We start from the raw sequence: 17077 nt of genomic DNA, 5'->3' as shown, positions 1-17077 counted from the left end.
GTCAAGGAGCCAAAGTCATGGCGATTGAATTGCCCGCCCTGCCCTACGAAAAGAATGCCCTCGAGCCGCATATCTCTGCCGAGACGCTGGAGTACCACTACGGCAAGCACCACCAGGCTTACGTCACCAACCTCAACAACCTGATCAAGGGCACCGAGTTCGAGGACGCGGCGCTGGAAGACATCGTCAAGAAGTCCTCCGGCGGCGTGTTCAACAACGCCGCGCAGGTTTGGAACCACACGTTCTACTGGAACTCGATGAAGCCCAACGGCGGCGGCGAGCCGACCGGCAAGCTGGCCGACGCGATCACCAAGGCGTTCGGCTCGTTCGAGAAATTCAAGGAAGAGTTCACCAAGTCGGCCACTGGCAACTTCGGATCCGGCTGGACCTGGCTGGTGCAGCGTCCGGACGGCTCGCTCGGCATCGTCAACACGTCGAACGCCGCCACGCCAATCACCGGCAGCGACAAGCCGCTGTTCACCGCGGACGTGTGGGAGCACGCCTACTACATCGACTACCGCAACGCCCGCCCGAAGTACCTGGAGGCGTTCTGGAACCTGGTGAACTGGGATTTCGCGGCGAAGAACCTGGCCTGATCTTCCCGGCCATCGCCCAATAAAAAAGCGGAGCCGTCACCGGCTCCGCTTTTTTCATTCCCCTACCGCGCGGGCGAGAGCCTCAGATGCCGACCGCCTCACGCACCGCGGCCACCGGCTGCTCCCAGCCGATCACCTGCGCCAGCGCCTCGGCCCGCTCCAACAGCGTCGACGCGTCCGGCGCGCACACCGTGGCGTGCCCCACCTTGCGACCCGGCCGGGCCCGCTTGCCATAGTCGTGCCAGTGGCCGTCGACGGTGCGCAGCAACGGGGCGGGATCGGGCAGCTCGCCGATCCAGTTGAACATCAGCGATGCACCGCGCGCGCCGGTGTCGCCCAGCGGCAGGCCGAGCACGGCACGGACGTGGTTCTCGAACTGGCTGGTGTGGGCACCTTCAATGGTCCAGTGACCCGAGTTGTGCACCCGCGGCGCCATCTCGTTGCCGAGCAGCTCGCCGTCCTTCACGAACAGCTCCAGTGCGAACACCCCCACGTAATCGAGCCGCTCGGCCAGTGTGCGGGCGAGCGCGGCGGCACGCGGTTGCAGCGCATCGATGTCCGGTGCCGGGGCCAGGCTCAGGCTGAGCACGCCATCGGTATGCCAGTTGCGGGTGAGCGGCCAGGTGCGGAACTCGCCGTCGCGACCGCGCACGGCCAGCACCGACAGCTCGCGCTCGAACGGGACGAAGGCTTCCAGGATCAGGCCGTGCGCCGCGGCCTGCGCACCCAGCGCGGCCCAGGCAGCGTCGGCGTCATCCGCACTGCGCAAACGAAACTGGCCCTTGCCGTCGTAACCCAGCCGCCGCGTCTTGAGGATCGCCGGCGCGCCGGTGACGGCCAGCGCACGATCCAGATCCGCGCGGGTGTCCACTGGCACGAATTCCGGGGTGGCCAGGCCGCACTCGCGGAACAGGGTCTTTTCGGCCAGGCGATCCTGCGCCGCCGCCAGCGCCCGCGGATTCGGAAACACCGACACCCGTTCCGCCAGCCAATGCGCGGTGTCGGCGGGCACGTTCTCGAAATCGAAGGTCACCACGTCGACCTTGGCGGCAAATTCGCCCAGCGCTGCGTGGTCGTGCCAGTCGGCCACCACCAGCGGCGCCACCTGCCCGGCACAGGCGTCGGACGAGCTGTCGACCACCAGCGATTGCACGCCCAGCGGTGCGCCGGCGATCGCCAACATCCGTGCCAGCTGTCCACCACCCAGCACCCCGAGAACCGGCTGACGACGGTCGCTCATGCGCGCGGGTCCGGGTGATCGAGCACGTTGCGGGTCTGGCGTTCGCGATACGCATCGAGCGCCTGCGCCAGTACCGGATCGTGCAGCGCGAGCACGGCGCAGGCGAACAGCGCGGCGTTCACCGCCCCGGCCCGACCGATGGCCAGCGTTCCCACCGGGATACCCGCCGGCATCTGCGCGATCGACAGCAGCGAATCCATGCCGTTGAGCGCCTTGGACTGCACCGGCACGCCGAGCACCGGCAAGCGGGTCTTGGCGGCCAGCATGCCCGGCAGATGGGCCGCGCCGCCGGCGCCAGCGACGATCACCTGGATGCCGCGCTCCACCGCCTGCTCGGCGTACTGGAACAGCAGATCCGGGGTGCGATGGGCAGACACCACCTGCACCTCATGGGCCACGCCCAGCTCGACCAGCAGGTCGGCGGCATGCTGCATGGTCTCCCAGTCGGAACGGGAGCCCATGACCACGCCCACGCGCGGCGGCAATGCAGTTGTCGTCATGGCTGGGCCTTCCAAAAGCCGCTATTGTAAGGGCTTTCCCCGGCACCGACACCCGTTCCCATGGACAAGCGCCTGCTCGACATTCTCTGTTGCCCAGTCAGCAAGACCCCGGTCCGACCGGCATCCCGGGCCGAGCTGGACGCGGCGAACCGTGCCATCGGTGCAGGCGGTCTGCAGACCGTCGGCGGCGCCGCGATCACCCACCGCATCGACGAAGCCCTTATCACCGTCGACGGCAAGGTGATCTACCGGGTCGAGGACGGTATCCCGGTGATGCTGCCCGAAGAAGGCATTGGCACCGTCCAGTTGAGCGACCTGCCAACCGCCTGAGCTTCAAACTGCTGCCCAGCGCATGACAATTCGGCCGATTTCGGCTTATTGTTTAGGCCCGTGTGGCCGTCGCGGCTGCTGATGTCCAGAAGGTTCGCCTCAGGGGGCGGCAATGAAAGACGCCATCGAACCGAGCAAGATCGTCAATCTCAATCAGCGGCCGGAATCGCCCGAGCGCCTCGGCGCGCTGGTCCATTCGGTGCGCGACACCGCCAGCCGTCGGCTCCAGGTGCTGCTCGGCAACATGTTCGAGCACGTCGACGACGCCCTGTTCGACCTGGCCGAGAAGGCGGAAAACAACGCTGCCCAGATGCATTACTTCGACGGCATGCGCGAAGTGCGCAAGCGTCGGCCGGTGGTGGAGCGCGCCTATCTGGCCCAATTCAGCCGCGAGCTGACGGAGTTCGCGGCCAATCGCCGCAGCGCGTCGACCGACTCTTCGCCCCCCTCCCTGGGCAACATCGAACTGAGCCTGGTCGGCGAGAACGAGCTGGAGGAATCGCTGGCGATCACCAGCCTGATCAGCAAGAACGCTTCGCGCATCACGCGCGACCTGTTTGCGCTGAACCAGCGCCTGTCGGTGATCTGCGGCGGCATCAAGGTCGACGACACCAACAATCCAGTGGGTCCGGCGGTACTGACCCAGACTTTCCGCCAGGCCATGCGCGAACTGTCGGCCGACATGCGCGTCAAGCTGATCATCTACAAGCTGTTCGACCGTTACGTGCTGTCCGGCCTGGAGGAGCTCTATCAGGAGCTCAATGCCGAACTGATGCGAGCGGGCGTCTTGCCGCAGCTGCGGCACGGGATCACCCGAAGCGGTGCGTCACAGCCGGCCGGAAGCGGCACCCGCGCTGCGGCCGGTGGCGCCAACGCGCTGGGCACGGGGGGCGACGTATCGGCGGAAGATGCCGGCAACCTGCTCGATACCCTGCATGCGCTGTTTACCGCGCGCCGTGCGGGACACGACCTTTCCGGCCTCGGCGCGTCTGTATCCGGCAGTCGGGCGCTGCCCACCGCCAATGAATTGCTCGGCGCCCTCAGCGTGCTGCAGAGCCAGATGGCCAGTCAGGGATCGGGTAGCCCCGGCACGGCCGGTGGTTTGGGCATAGGCACCGTTGCCGGAAGCGGCGCGGTGGATTTCGACATCGCGCACGAAGTGGCCGCCCTGAAGGAGCACCTGCTCAACCAGATCGGCTCGCTGCGCGGGGAGCGCCCGCATCACGTGTCCTCGATCGACGAGGACACCATCGACCTGGTCGGTATGCTCTTCGAATTCATCCTCGAAGACCGCAACCTGCCGCCCCAGATGCAGGTGCTGCTGGCCCGGCTGCAGATTCCCTATCTCAAGGCGGCCATCCTCGATCGGCGCCTGTTTGCGCACCGGCAGCATCCGGCCCGCCGCCTGCTCGACAGCCTGGCCGACGTCGCCAAGGGCTGGTCCGACGAGTCGGACAAGGACCGCCGCCTGCACGACAAGGTGAAGGCCATCGTCGAGCAGTTGCTGCACGAATTCGACGACGACATGGGGATCTTCGATCGCCTGCTCGCCGATCTGCAGGAGTTCCAGGAGCTGACCCGCAAGCGCGCCGAGCTCGCCGAGCAGCGCGTGGCCGAGTCGACCCGCGGTCGCGAAAAGCTCGAACAGGCCCGGCGCCGGGCCGCCCGCGAAATTCTCGAACGGATCGACGGCCGGCCGATCCCGCCACTTGTCCACGGCGTGCTTGCGCGGGCCTGGGCCAACTATCTGGTGCTCATCCTGCTTCGCCAGGGCGAAGATTCGCCCGAATTTGCCGATGGCCTGCGTTTCGTCAACGAGTTCATCGCGAGCACCCGCCTGGGCAGCGACGCGGAAAGCCGCGCCACCCTGCGCCAGATGCTTCCGGGCATCGAGCGGGCCTTGCGCCGCGGCCTGGCCAACGTGGCCTTCCAGGACAACGACGTCGAGCGATTGCTCGACCAGCTCCACGCCTTCTACCGCCAGCAGCTGGGCGAAGCGGACCCGGCCGCCACCACGACGTCCGAGCAGGGGCCGCCGGCGATTCCCGAAAGCATCCAGTCGATCGTCGACACGGTGCAGGAGACCGCGCCGCTGGCTGCCGGCACGACGGACGAGCCGCTGGAGATCCTCGCGCCGGAAGTGCAGGCGCAGATGGAAGCCGTGGGGGCCATGAAGCCCGGCACCTGGATCGAGTTCTGCCCTGCCGGCAGCGCCGCCGAGCGCGCCAAGCTGTCGTGGATCAGCCCGATGAGCGGCCGCTACCTGTTCGTGAACCGGCGCGGCCTGAAGGTGGGCGATTTCGCCCCGCAGGAGCTGGCCGCCTCGCTGGCCGCCGGCTCCGCGCGGATACTCGCATCCAACGCCTTCTTCGACCGTGCGATGGATGCGATCGTGGGCCGACTGAGCCAGCCCGCCAGCGATGCGTCGGAGCCCGGATGAACCAGGGCGACCGTTTTTCCCCGCCGCCTGCCGAGTTGATTCGTCTTGATGTGGAACGCGCCTTCGCCGAAGACATCGGCGCGGGCGATGCCACCGCGGATCTGCTGTCCGAATCCGCCTTCGCCACCGCCGTCCTGACCTGCCGCGAGCACGCCGTACTGGCGGGCCGGCCCTGGTTCGACGCCTGCTTCCGGATGCTCGACCCGGACGTGCGTATCGACTGGCAGCACCAGGACGGCGACATCCTCGCTGCCGATCGCGCCATCTGCACCCTGCACGGGCGCGCCCGCGCGCTGGTGACCGCAGAACGCTCGGCGCTCAACTTCCTGCAGCTGCTGTCGGGCACGGCTACGGTGACTGCGCGTTACGTGTCCGCACTCGCCGGCACCCGCACGCGTCTGCTCGATACCCGCAAAACCGTGCCCGGGCTGCGCCTGGCCCAGAAGTACGCCGTCCGCTGCGGCGGTGGGTGGAACCATCGCACCGGCCTGTACGACGGCGTGCTGATCAAGGAAAACCACATTATCGCGGCCGGCGGCATCGCCGCGGCCGTGGCGGCCGGGCGTCGCTTGCATCCTTCGCTGCCGCTGGAAGTCGAGGTGGAAAACCTCGACGAGCTCGTCGAGGCGCTGGACGCAGGCGCCGACCGCATCATGATCGACAACTTCGAGCTGCCCGCCATGCGCGATGCGGTGCGCATCACCGCCGGCCGGGCCTCGCTTGAGGGGTCGGGCAACGTCGACCTGGAGTCCATCGGCGCGATCGGCGCCACCGGCGTCGATTTCGTGTCGGTGGGCGCGCTGACCAAGCACGTGCGCGCCATCGACCTGTCGCTGCGGCTGCGCCTCGACTGAGGCGGACCGCAGCGCCCTTGCGAACCCTGCGCACCGCACACACACTGCCGTGATGGGCAACCTGCACGACCTCCTTCTCTTGCTCGTCCTCGGCGGCATCGTCACTGCCTGGATGAAGTTATCGCGCGCACGCGAGATTGCGGTATCGGCCGCGCGTCGCCACTGTGAGCTGCACGGACTGCAGCTGCTGGACGAGACGGTGGGCCTGCGCGCCATCCGGCTGCGGCGGATGGATGGACATCGACGGCTGGAACGGGGCTACGGCTTCGACGTCAGCATCGACGGCGAAGATCGCGAGCAGGGCCGCCTGTGGATGATCGGGCAGCGGGTCAGCGGCCTGAACCTGCCGACGGTGCAATGGCTGGTGGGTGGCGGCGAGGAATCAACCAGCGCGCGCCGGGCTGGTTCGGAAGCCCCGATCGAGACCGGCGCGTCCAGCAATGTCATTCCCCTGCGCCGCAGGTTGCCGAACGATCAGCAGCGGCACTAGCGTTGCACTGAGCGGTCCGGCGCCAGCGGCATGATGCTCGAAAGGTCGACAGGGCGTGCCTGGCAGGCTGGAAGCCTGCGTTGCACGACATCGCGACCTTTTGAGCTTCACAGCTTCGAAGGCCGCGATAGAGGCCAACCTCGTCGGCCCACAGGTCTTCAATGCGTCAGCTCGGCAGGCCGCCACTCGGCTACCTGCCGAGAAACCGAACCAGTGAACCCGCGTCTTGGTGGAACAGGGCATCCGTTGCGCCATCGCAGGACGGGCGCCGTACACGCCTTACTTCACTACGCGCAAGTTCGGAGTGCCGCGCTTGGGACGATCGCCCTCGGAGGCGCCATCGGCACCGCCCGGCGCATTGCCGCCGTCGGTCGGAGGAGGTGGAACGTCACCGCCACCATCGTCTTCGGCCGGAAACATCATGCCCTGGCCGTTTTCCTGCGCGTAGAGCGCCAGCACCGCCTGGACCGGGATCAGGATCGACTGGCTGACCCCCGAGAACCGTGCCTGGAAGCTGATCCATTCATTGCCAAGATCCAGGTTGGCGACCGCGCGCATGGCCAGGTTGAGCACCACCTGCCCGTTCTTGATCACCTGCGGCGGCACACGCACGCCTTCGCGCCCGGCATCCACCAGGATGTAGGGCGTGAGGTTGTTGTCGGTGATCCAGTCGTAGATCGCCCGCAGCAGATACGGGCGATTGGACGTCATCGCGGGAGTGTCGTCATGGGCCATCGTCAAGGCCGCATCGCCTTTTCCTCGGCCGTCAGGCTGCGTGCGTAGCCTTGGCTGTGGAACAGGCGCTCGCCGTAATCGAGGATCGGCCGCCCCTCCTTGCCCAGATCCACGCCCAGCCACGGCAGCCGCCAGACGACCGGCGCCACCAGGCAGTCGGCCAGACTCATTTCCGGGTTGAGGAAGAACTTGGCCGCCTTGAACAGCGGCAGCGAAGCCAGCAGCTGCTCGCGCAGGCGTTTGCGCGCGGCGTCGGCGGGCCGGCCACCGGCACGGATGATGTCCACCTCCGGAAGCCAGTCGCGCTCGATGCGCACCGCGGCAAGGCGCAGGCGGGCACGAGAGAGCGGGTCGATCGGCATCAGCGGAGGGTGCGGATAGCGCTCATCGAGGTATTCGCAGACCACCGACGTGTCGTACAGCGTGAGGTCGCGATCCACCAGGGTGGGTGTGCTGGCGTAGGGATTGAGATCGACCAGATCTTCCGGCGGCTTGCCGGGCTCCACCATCACGCGTTCGTAGCTCACGCCCTTGGCGGCGAGCAGAAGGCGCACCCGATGACACTGGATGTCATCGGCGGTGGTGTACAGAGTGAGCACCGTACGCGAGCGGGCGCTTTGAACCATGCGCAATCTCCCCAGCTAACAACGGAATGCGGCGGCCCAGGGCCGCCGCACGCTTGCCACTGTCGTCGCGATCAGTGGACGTCTTTCCAGTATTCCTTCTTGAGCAGGTACGCCAGGAAGGTGAAACCGGCGAGGAACAAAAGCACCCAGACGCCGTAGTGCTTGCGCTGCAGCGCGGCCGGCTCCGACGCGTACTCCAGGAAATTGGTCAGGTCGCGGGTGGCCTGCTGGAACTCCGCCGGCGTCATCTTGCCCGGCTTGGACAGCTCCAGCTTCTCCACTTCCTCGCCGCCGTCCTTCTTCACCGCCGTCTGCACGCCCTGCAGTTCCCACAACGGATTCGGCATCGAGGCGTTGGGGAAGATGGTGTTGTTCCAGCCCACCGGGCGACTGGCATCCAGATAGAACGAGTTGAGGTAGGCGTAGACCCAGTCGGCCGTCTTCGCACGGACTTCCAGCGAGAGATCCGGCGGAGCCTTGCCGAACCACTTGGCTGCGTCGGCCGCCGGCATGTGCGATTCGATCGTCTCGCCGAAATTCGCACCGGTGAAGTTGAGGTTCTTCATCACCTCGTCTTCGGACAGGCCCAGGTCCTCGCCGATGCGCGAGTAGCGCATGAATTTCAGCGAGTGGCAGCCCACGCAGTAATTGAAGAACAGCTTGGCACCGCGCTGCAGCGACGCCTGATCGCTGACGTTGGTGCCAGCCTTTGGCAGACCGCCCTCTTCCGCGGCCATCGCCGAGACGCTGCCGACCAGCAGCCCGAGGGCCAGCGCAATCGTGGAGAAATAACGCTTAGTCATGCATCGTCACCCGTTCCGGAACCGGCTTCGTGGTCTCCCAACCCAGACGCGTGTAGAGCCCGAGGAAGACGAAGAAGCCGAAATAAATCAAGGTCATCGCGCGGCCGAACAGGTTCTCCCAGAACGTCACGTCGACGTTGCCGAACCACTCGGGGATCACTTCCGCCGTCACGCCAGCGCCGACGGCACCGAGCATGATGAAGGACAGCACGAAGAAGCCGAGCGCCACCTTGTAGCCGGTGCCGCGATAGCGAATGGAACGCACCTTGCCCACGTCGATCCAGGGCATCGCGAACAACAGGGCAATGGCACCGAACATGCCCAGCACACCCCAGATGGCGGTGCTGAAGAACGACGGGATCATGCGCAGGATCGCGTAGAACGGGGTGAAGTACCACACCGGCTTGATGTGCGTCGGCGTCACCAGGTTGTTGGCCGGGATGAAGTTGTCGTGCTCCAGGAACCAGCCGCCGAAGGTGGGCGCGAAGAAGATGATGAAGGCCGCGATCAGCAGGAAGAAACCGACGCCGACCAGATCCTTCACCGTGTAGTACGGATGGAACGGAATGCCGTCGGCCGGCTTGAGCGCATCCCAGCGGTTGCCCTTGGGACCCTTCTTGATCTCCACGCCATCGGGATTGTTGGAGCCCACCTCGTGCAGCGCGGCGATGTGCAGCACCACCAGCAGCAACAGCACCAGCGGCAGCGCGATGACGTGCAGCGCGAAGAAGCGGTTGAGCGTGGCGTCGGCCGGGATGTAGTCGCCCATGATCCACTGCACCAGCGAGTCGCCGATGTAGGGGATGGTGCCGAACAGCGAGATGATCACCTTGGCCCCCCAGAACGACATGTTGCCCCACGGCAGCACGTAGCCCATGAAGGCCTCGGCCATCAGCACCAGGAAGATCAGCATGCCGAGGATCCACACCAGCTCGCGCGGCTTCTTGAACGAGCCGTACATCAGGCCGCGGAACATGTGCAGGAACACCACGATGAAGAACAGCGAGGCGCCGGTGGAGTGCATGTAGCGGATCAGCCAGCCCCACTCCACGTCACGCATGATGTACTCGACCGAGGCGAACGCTTCGAGCGCGCTGGTCTTGTAGTTCATGGTGAGGAAGATGCCGGTCACGATCTGGTTGACCAGCACCAGCAGCGCCAGCGAACCGAAGTAGTACCAGAGGTTGAAGTTCTTCGGCGCGTAGTACTCGGTCATGTGCTTGCGGTACGCAGGCATCATGTTCGGCGCGCGCTCGTTGACCCAGTCGCCCATGCGGGTGAATACGTTAGCCATCAGCCGGCCTCCTTCGGATCCACGCCAATCTGGATGGTGGTGTCATTCACGAAGTGATACGGCGGCACCTCGAGGTTGCGCGGGGCGGGCACGCCGCTGAACACGCGGCCGGCCATGTCGTAGCGCGACTTGTGGCACGGGCAGTAGAAGCCGCCCTTCCACTCCGGGTCGAACGGCTCCGGCTTGATCTCGGGCACGAAGTCCGGCACGCAACCCAGGTGCGTGCACAAACCGACGATAACCAGCCATTCCGGCTTGATCGAGCGCGCTTCGTTCTGGGCGTACTTCGGCTGCTGGCCCGCCGACGAGCCATCTGACTTTGGATCGACCAGGCGCGAGTCCACCATCGGCAACGACGCGAGCTGTGCCTTGGTGCGGTTCACCACGAACACCGGCTTGCTGCGCCACGGGAAGGTCACCTTCTGGCCTTCCTCGATCTTGCTGATATCCACGGTCACCGGAGCACCGGCGGCCTTGGCGCGCGCGCTCGGTTCCCACGTCTTGATGAAGGGCACGACTGCCGCAACGACTCCCGCTCCACCAACCACCGCAGTGGTTGCTGTGAGGAAACGGCGGCGGCCGTGATCGACGACTTCGTTCGCCATCAGGCTCTCCGGAACTTGCAATGCCATTGAGGTGCGGACCGGTGGCTTCCACTGGTACCTGCGAAGCGAGCCATCTGTCGCGGCAACGTGCCCCCGGCGCCACGTGCGGCTACCGCTGACGCTTGCCGTCCTGGCCGCGACGGCCGCCCTCGCAACGACGGGCCGACCTGCTTCGCACGTACCGGTCAAAATCCGGCACCCGCAAAAATCGCGTTAGTGTAGCGTCAGCCCCCGCCCCGTACAATCAAACTCGCGGTGCGGTCACGCGCCGCAGCAAGCCGCGCGCGCCGTCTCCACGCACCATTTTACGAAAGCATCCCGCAATGAAACATGCCGCCGGCCTGCTCGGCTTCATCGCCCGATTCGCGATCCTGGGGCTGGCCCTTGCCTTCGTGGTGAGCCTGCTGTGGCCCACCTCGGGCGAACACCTGCGGGAACGCTTCGGCCTGGCCTCGACGACGCCCTCCAGCTTGCCGGTCACCACGACAGGGGCGGCCGGGCCGACGCTCTCCTACGCCGACGCCGTGGCCCGCGCTGCGCCCTCGGTGGTCAACATCTACGCCAACAAGACCGTCACCGAGCAGGCATTGCGGATGTATACCGACCCGCTCATGCAAAGACTCTTCGGCGGCATGCCGGCGGGCCCGGCGTACAAGCGCCGCGAGCAGAGCCTGGGCTCGGGGGTGATCGTCAATGCCGATGGCTACGTGCTGACCAACAACCACGTCATCGCCAATGCCGACGACATCCAGGTGCTGCTTTACGACGGCCGCGTCGCCCAGGCGAAGATCGTGGGCGCGGATCAGGAGACCGACCTGGCGGTGCTGAAGATCGACGCGAACAACCTGCCCGTGGCGCACTTCCAGCCGCATGCCAGCGTCCGGCCCGGCGACGTGGTGCTGGCGATCGGCAACCCGTTCGGCCTCAACCAGACCGTGACCATGGGCATCGTCAGCGCGATCGGCCGGCAGCTGAGCAGCTCCAGTCCGGAAGATTTCATCCAGACCGACGCGGCGATCAACCTGGGCAATTCCGGCGGCGCGCTGATCGATGCCAGGGGCAACCTGGTGGGCATCAACACGCTGCTGATCGGCAAGGCCGCCAATGCCGAGGGCATCGGCTTCGCCATCCCGATGGACAGCGCCAAGAAGGTGCTGGACCAGATCATCGATACCGGCCACGTGGTGCGCGGCTGGCTGGGTGCCGACTACGCCTTCGTGCCGGTAGCGGCGGACAGCGGGCTGCCGGCGGCGGCGCGCGGCGTGCAGGTGTCCGATGTCTATCCCGGCGGGCCGGCAGCCTCGGCGGGCATCCAGCCGCACGACATCCTGCTGCGCATCGGCGACGACGACATCGCCGATCCGGCCGACCTGCGCCGGCACGAAGCTGCACTGAAACCGGGGAGCAAGGTCGACGTGTCCGGCCTGCGCAATGGCGCACCGTTCCGCCTCAGCGTCACGATTGCGCAACGCCCTTCCGTGCTGCCGGACAGCAGCTCACTGGATGGCTGAAGCCACACCGGCATGCACCGCCGCGAGCGGCGGGCGCAGCGCCTGCCCGTAGCGCTGGCGCAGTGCCGCCACGCGACTGACGTAGACCTGGGTCTCCGCATACGGCGGCACGCCCTTGTAGCGCTGCACTGCGCCGGGGCCCGCGTTGTACGCCGCCGCCGCCAGTTTCTCGTTGCCGTTGAAGGACTGCAGCAGCATGCCGAGATAGCGCGCTCCGCCGCGGATGTTCTGCTCGGCATCGAACGCATCGAGCACGCCCATGTCGCTCGCCGTGCCGGGCATCAACTGCATCAAGCCCTGGGCGCCCTTGATCGACATCGCGTGCGGGTTGAACGCACTCTCGGCGTGGATGATCGCGCGCAGGAACGCCTCGTTCACGCCGTAGTCGGTGCTCGCCTGGCGGATGGCGCTGGCGTAGTCCTGCAGGTTCAGCCGCACCGAATTCCAGTGGATCGGCGAATGCAGGTCGCAGGCCATGCAGGTGGCGATGTAGGTGAACAGCATCGTGACGGCGTGACCACGCGCCTGGGCCGGCGCGATATTGGTGTATTCCACGCTGCCGTCGGCGCGCTTGACGCGATACACCGCGCCACGCAGCACGCGATCGCCCGCTCCCGCCGCCGTCGCCTCGGCCGCAGCCAATGCGTTGCGTGATTCGCGATAGTCCCACTGCCCGCGTGCGCCCTGCCGGAGCGGCCGGTCGGGCAGCACCTGCGCGGTGGTCTCCACCGAGGCCTGGACGCCGACAAACAGGCGGCGCGGCGGTGGCAACGCGGACAAGGCCGTCGCGGTGGTGGTGACCGATGCCGCCACGCCCGCGAAAGGATTTTGCACAACGGGCACCCGCCGCGGCGTTACGGTCCGCCGTGGCGCGGCATATGCGCCGATCCGATGGCAATGCTGGTAGCCGGCCGTCTTGCTGGTGAACACGGCCTCGCCACTGGCACCGGTGCAGCGGTACAGCACTTCGGCACGGGCCAGATACGGCGCCAGCAGGAGCGCCGCGAACGCGCAGCCAAACGCGATCCGCAACAGGATCGACGAACGCGGGAAGCGGCGGCCAGACCGACCGGCGCTCCCCTTCTGGCGCGTGGCAGCGGTCATGCGGCGCAGTGTGCAGCGATCGACCCGCATCGCCAAGTGCGAGCGCGCCGAGCTGTGCACCGTGTCGCGACACCGGCCAGGGCGTGGAACACCGCCGACCGGGCCATGCAAGTGCTTGATCCGGCAAGCCCGCTTGCTGGCAGGCGGATGCCGCGACGAGTAAACTGCGCGGTTCGGCGGGCACCCGCCGCCCCCTTTCGAACCATGGTATCTCGCCCCATGAGCGGCAAGCTTTTCATCAAGACCCACGGTTGCCAGATGAACGAGTACGACTCGGCCAAGATGGCCGACGTGCTCAAGGCATCGCACGGCATGGAGCTCACCGACAACGAAGCCGAGGCCGACGTCATCCTGGTCAACACCTGCTCGATCCGCGAGAAGGCGCAGGAAAAGGTGTTCAGCCAGCTCGGCCGCTGGAAGGAGCACAAGGCCGACGGCCGGCCGGTATTGATCGGCGTGGCCGGCTGCGTGGCCAGCCAGGAGGGCGAGGCGATCGTCAAGCGCGCGCCCTATGTGGATCTGGTGTTCGGCCCCCAGACCCTGCACCGCCTGCCCGAGCTGATCGAGTCGCGCCGCGCCACCGGCAAGCCGCAGGTGGACATCTCCTTCCCCGAGATCGAGAAGTTCGACCACCTGCCCGAGCCGCGCGCCGAAGGCCCGACCGCGTTCGTCTCGATCATGGAAGGCTGTTCGAAGTACTGCAGCTATTGCGTGGTGCCGTACACCCGCGGCGAGGAGATCAGCCGCCCGTTCGACGACGTGCTCGTCGAGGTGGCCCAGCTCGCCGAACAGGGCGTGCGCGAGGTCAACCTGCTGGGCCAGAACGTCAATGCCTACCGCGGCGCCACGCACGACGGTGGCGCCGCAGATCTCGCCGTGCTGATCCATGCCATCGCGCAGATCGACGGCATTGGCCGCATCCGCTTCACCACCTCGCATCCGCTGGAGTTCTCCGACTCGCTGATCGAGGCCTATGCCAGCGTGCCGAAGCTGGCCAACTTCCTGCACCTGCCGGTGCAGGCCGGCTCCGACCGCATCCTCAGCGCGATGAAGCGCGGCTACACCGCGCTGGAGTTCAAGCAGAAGATCCGCAAGCTGCGCGCGGTGCGCCCGGACATCTGCATCAGCTCGGACTTCATCGTCGGCTTCCCCGGCGAGACCGATGAGGATTTCGAGAAGACCATGAAGCTGATCGACGATGTCGGCTTCGACCAGAGCTTCAGCTTCATCTTCTCCTCGCGCCCCGGCACTCCGGCGGCGAACCTGCCCGACCCGACCCCGGCCGAGGTCAAGCACGCCCGGCTGACCCGGCTGCAGGCGACGATCAACGCCAACGCCCGAGCGATCAACGAGGCGATGGTCGGTACCGTGCAGCGCGTGCTGGTGGAAAAGCCCAGCCGCAAGAACGCCAGCGAACTCAGCGGCCGCACCGAGAACATGCGCTACGTGAATTTCCCCGGCGATGCGCGCCTGATCGGCCAGTTCGTCGACGTGCTGATCACCGACGCGATGAGCAACTCGCTGCGCGGCCGCCTGCACAGCCACGAAACCGCCGGCGCGTTGTAGGAGCGCACCCTGTGCGCGATTGCAAATTGCTCACGTAGCCACATCGCCCTCGTCTACGGGACAAGCGCCTACCGGGCATGCCCACGCTCAAAATCGGCCATGGGCTGATTGCTGATACCGCGATATCAACGGAGCGCCCCCTCACCGTCATTCCCGCGAAAGCGGGAGGCGCCTCTCAACGGCGGATGCCGGTCATCCATCTTGCCCTTGGCTAAAGATCAAATGGATTCCCGCTTTCGCGGGAATGACGACGTTGAATATTTTTGTGCGCATGGGAATCGCGCTACGACGGCATAGGGCAATCGAGACAATTTTCCAGACCAGAGATGGGGGAATGACTCAATCCAGCCGCTTGCGGAAGCGCAGGATGGCGCCGGCCATCATCACCGCGGTGAATACGATCAGCGCCAGCGCATCGCCCCACAGGTCGAGCAGACCGGCATTGCGCAACATGATGCCGCGGATCAACCGCAGGAAATGGGTCAGCGGCAGCAGCTCGGCGATCCATTGCGCCGCTACCGGCATGCCCGAGAACGGGAACATGAAGCCGGACAGCAGGATCGACGGCAGGAAGATGAAGAAGGTCATCTGCATCGCCTGGAACTGCGACTGCGCCCGCGAGGAGATCAGCAGACCCAGCGTCAGGTTGCTGGCGATCAGCAGCAGCGCGGCGAGGTAGACGTCGAGCAGGCTGCCGCGGATCGGCACGTCGAACAGCCAGCGTCCCAGCGCCAGGATCACCGTGGTCTGCACCAGGCCGATCAGCACGTACGGCACCACCTTGCCCAGCATCAGCTCGGTGCTGGTCAGCGGCGTGGCGATCAGCAGCTCCATGTTGCCGCGCTCGCGTTCGCGCACGATGGCGATGGCGGTGAACAGCACCATCGTCATGGTCAGGATCACGCCGATCAGGCCGGGCACGATGTTGATCGCCGAGCGCCGCTCCGGGTTGTAGAACGAGGTGACCACGATGCGCGGCACCGGCGGCGTGCTGGCGTAGGGCGCATGCAGGTCGGGCAGGCGGCTGTCCACCGGCGTCTGCGCCAGCTGCGCGGCCGCGCCAGCCACCGTGGCGTCGCTGCCGTCGACCAGCACCTGCGCCACCGGGCGTCCGTCCTGCCGGCGCGCCTCGAAGTCCGGCGGGATCACCACGCCGACATTGATGCGGCCGCGGCGAATCAGGTCGACCACTTCCTCCGGCGTGTGTGCGCTGGCCACCGGGCGGATCACGTCGGTAGCCAGCATGTCCATCACCAGCGCACGCGAGCCGCTGGTCTGCGCCTGGTCGGCAATCGCCGCATCCAGCCCGCGCAGGTTGAGGTTGATCGCGTAGCCGAACAGCACCAGCTGCAGGATCGGCATCACCATGATCATCGCCAGCGTGATGCGATCGCGTCGCAGCTGGCGGATCTCCTTCTGCATGATCGCCCACAGGCGGCGCAGGTTCATGCCGCGCGCTCCCGTTCACCCGCACGCGTCGCGGCGACGAACACGTCCTCCAGGTTGGGCGGTGCCGGCCGCAGCTGCGCGGCCTGCCCCGCCTCGCGCAGGCGCTGCTCCACTGCGGCGGCGAAACCGTCGCCCTGATCCTCGTCGGCGAGCAGGCGCAGCGCGTGGCCGACCTGGGCGACACCGAGCACGCCCGGCGCATCGACCAGGGCGTGCTGCGCACGCCGGGGATCGTCCGATTCGACCAGGAAGGTGCGTCCCTCCAGCGCCCCGGTCAGCGCGCCCGGCGTGCCATCAGCCACCAGCCGGCCGCGGTCGAGGATCGCCAGCCGATGGCAGCGCTCGGCCTCGTCCATCAGGTGGGTGGACACCAGCAGCGTGGTGCCGGCATCGGTGAGCTCGAACAGCGCCTCCCAGAAGTCGCGGCGCGATTCCGGATCCACCGCGCTGGTCGGCTCGTCGAGGAACAGCAACTCCGGCTCGTGCATCACCGCGCAGGCCAGCGCCAGGCGCTGCTTCTGGCCGCCGCTCATGGTGCCGGCAAGCTGCTCGCGGCGGTCGGCCAGGTGGTAGCGCTCCATCAGCTCGGCGATGCGCGCGCGCTTGCGTTCGCGTGGCACGCCGAGGATCTCGGCGATGAACTCCAGGTTCTCGCCCACGGTAAGGTCGGCGAACAGCGAGAAGGTCTGCGTCATGTAGCCGATCCGGCGGCGCAACGCCTCGGCCTCTTGCGGCACGCGCAGGCCGAGCACTTCGATGTCGCCCTCGGTCGGTGTGAGCAGGCCGCAGAGCATGCGGATGGTGGTGGACTTGCCCGAGCCGTTCGGCCCGAGGAAGCCGTAGACGCGCCCGCGCGGCACATCCAGGTCGACATGGTCGACGGCGAGCAGCTGGCCGAACCGCTTGCTCAGCCCGCGCACGTGGATGGCCGGCG

17 protein-coding genes are annotated in these 17077 nt (G+C 66.8%); 7 read left to right on the top strand and 10 right to left on the bottom strand.

Annotation, left to right across the window (positions count from 1 at the left end; genetic code table 11):
* Positions 1–17: 17 nt before the first annotated feature.
* Entirely contained in the window at positions 18–596 is a 579-nt protein-coding gene (gene sodB / locus ISP17_RS04785) for a superoxide dismutase [Fe] (protein WP_404630552.1), read from the top strand.
* An 82-nt stretch (positions 597–678) separates the two neighbouring features.
* Here sodB and ISP17_RS04780 read toward each other — a convergent pair whose 3' ends face one another.
* Together ISP17_RS04780 and purE are read right to left on the bottom strand one after the other, a co-directional pair.
* Entirely contained in the window at positions 679–1836 is a 1158-nt protein-coding gene (locus tag ISP17_RS04780) for a 5-(carboxyamino)imidazole ribonucleotide synthase (RefSeq protein WP_404630550.1), read from the bottom strand.
* On the bottom strand, positions 1833–2336 hold the full coding sequence (gene purE, locus ISP17_RS04775; protein WP_404630548.1) for a 5-(carboxyamino)imidazole ribonucleotide mutase: 504 nt from the start codon (positions 2334–2336) through the stop codon (positions 1833–1835). The genes ISP17_RS04780 and purE overlap by 4 nt, the downstream gene beginning before the upstream one ends.
* Before the next feature lie 60 nt (positions 2337–2396).
* Here purE and ISP17_RS04770 point away from each other — a divergent pair, with 60 nt between their 5' ends.
* The 4 genes from ISP17_RS04770 to ISP17_RS04755 all read left to right on the top strand — a co-directional run bounded on the left by ISP17_RS04770 (position 2397) and on the right by ISP17_RS04755 (position 6450).
* Positions 2397–2666, top strand: a complete 270-nt coding sequence (locus tag ISP17_RS04770) for a Trm112 family protein (RefSeq protein ID WP_404630546.1) — start codon at positions 2397–2399, stop codon at positions 2664–2666.
* 112 nt (positions 2667–2778) lie between these two features.
* Positions 2779–5106 carry a DUF1631 domain-containing protein gene (locus ISP17_RS04765; protein WP_404630544.1) on the top strand — a complete coding sequence of 776 codons (2328 nt, stop codon included), beginning with the start codon at positions 2779–2781 and terminating at the stop codon, positions 5104–5106.
* Positions 5103–5960: a carboxylating nicotinate-nucleotide diphosphorylase gene (gene nadC, locus ISP17_RS04760; RefSeq protein WP_404630542.1), complete on the top strand. Its 858-nt coding sequence runs from the start codon at positions 5103–5105 to the stop codon at positions 5958–5960. The genes ISP17_RS04765 and nadC overlap by 4 nt, the downstream gene beginning before the upstream one ends.
* Positions 5961–6012: 52 nt before the next feature.
* Positions 6013–6450 (top strand): DUF3301 domain-containing protein, encoded by a 438-nt coding sequence (locus ISP17_RS04755; RefSeq protein WP_404630540.1) that lies wholly within the window; start codon positions 6013–6015, stop codon positions 6448–6450.
* Positions 6451–6729: 279 nt separating this feature from the next.
* Here the strand turns inward: ISP17_RS04755 and ISP17_RS04750 are convergent, their stop codons facing one another.
* The 5 genes from ISP17_RS04750 to petA form a co-directional block, all read right to left on the bottom strand.
* On the bottom strand, positions 6730–7161 hold the full coding sequence (locus ISP17_RS04750; protein ID WP_404630538.1) for a ClpXP protease specificity-enhancing factor: 432 nt from the start codon (positions 7159–7161) through the stop codon (positions 6730–6732).
* Between the two features lie 26 nt (positions 7162–7187).
* Positions 7188–7811 carry a glutathione S-transferase N-terminal domain-containing protein gene (locus ISP17_RS04745; RefSeq protein WP_404630536.1) on the bottom strand — a complete coding sequence of 208 codons (624 nt, stop codon included), beginning with the start codon at positions 7809–7811 and terminating at the stop codon, positions 7188–7190.
* A gap of 71 nt (positions 7812–7882) precedes the next feature.
* A complete protein-coding gene (locus ISP17_RS04740; RefSeq protein ID WP_404630534.1) occupies positions 7883–8614 on the bottom strand; it encodes a cytochrome c1 in 732 nt (243 codons plus the stop codon).
* Positions 8607–9908: a cytochrome b gene (locus ISP17_RS04735; protein ID WP_404630532.1), complete on the bottom strand. Its 1302-nt coding sequence runs from the start codon at positions 9906–9908 to the stop codon at positions 8607–8609. The genes ISP17_RS04740 and ISP17_RS04735 overlap by 8 nt, the downstream gene beginning before the upstream one ends.
* Positions 9908–10513 (bottom strand): ubiquinol-cytochrome c reductase iron-sulfur subunit, encoded by a 606-nt coding sequence (gene petA / locus ISP17_RS04730; RefSeq protein WP_404630530.1) that lies wholly within the window; start codon positions 10511–10513, stop codon positions 9908–9910. The genes ISP17_RS04735 and petA overlap by 1 nt, the downstream gene beginning before the upstream one ends.
* Positions 10514–10836: 323 nt before the next feature.
* Here petA and ISP17_RS04725 point away from each other — a divergent pair, with 323 nt between their 5' ends.
* The gene (locus tag ISP17_RS04725) at positions 10837–12024 is read left to right on the top strand and encodes a S1C family serine protease (RefSeq protein WP_404630528.1); all 1188 of its coding nucleotides are present in this window, start codon (positions 10837–10839) and stop codon (positions 12022–12024) included.
* Here the strand turns inward: ISP17_RS04725 and ISP17_RS04720 are convergent.
* Positions 12010–13128, bottom strand: a complete 1119-nt coding sequence (locus ISP17_RS04720; protein ID WP_404630526.1) for a lytic transglycosylase domain-containing protein — start codon at positions 13126–13128, stop codon at positions 12010–12012. The two genes, ISP17_RS04725 and ISP17_RS04720, sit on opposite strands and share 15 nt — an antisense overlap.
* Before the next feature lie 219 nt (positions 13129–13347).
* Here ISP17_RS04720 and miaB point away from each other — a divergent pair, with 219 nt between their 5' ends.
* A complete protein-coding gene (gene miaB, locus ISP17_RS04715; protein ID WP_404630524.1) occupies positions 13348–14694 on the top strand; it encodes a tRNA (N6-isopentenyl adenosine(37)-C2)-methylthiotransferase MiaB in 1347 nt (448 codons plus the stop codon).
* A 339-nt stretch (positions 14695–15033) separates the two neighbouring features.
* Here the strand turns inward: miaB and ISP17_RS04710 are convergent, their stop codons facing one another.
* Together ISP17_RS04710 and ISP17_RS04705 are read right to left on the bottom strand one after the other, a co-directional pair.
* Positions 15034–16143: an ABC transporter permease gene (locus ISP17_RS04710; RefSeq protein WP_404630522.1), complete on the bottom strand. Its 1110-nt coding sequence runs from the start codon at positions 16141–16143 to the stop codon at positions 15034–15036.
* Positions 16140–17069 carry an ABC transporter ATP-binding protein gene (locus tag ISP17_RS04705; RefSeq protein ID WP_404631439.1) on the bottom strand — a complete coding sequence of 310 codons (930 nt, stop codon included), beginning with the start codon at positions 17067–17069 and terminating at the stop codon, positions 16140–16142. Before ISP17_RS04705 ends, ISP17_RS04710 begins: the two co-directional genes overlap by 4 nt.
* Positions 17070–17077: the final 8 nt, after the last annotated feature.

The sequence above is a fragment of the Dyella ginsengisoli genome, assembly GCF_044904665.1.
GTDB classification, from domain to species: domain Bacteria; phylum Pseudomonadota; class Gammaproteobacteria; order Xanthomonadales; family Rhodanobacteraceae; genus Dyella_A; species Dyella_A ginsengisoli.
The sequence above is the reverse complement of the archived record's forward strand: the minus strand, read 5'-3'. Positions and strand labels throughout refer to the sequence as shown.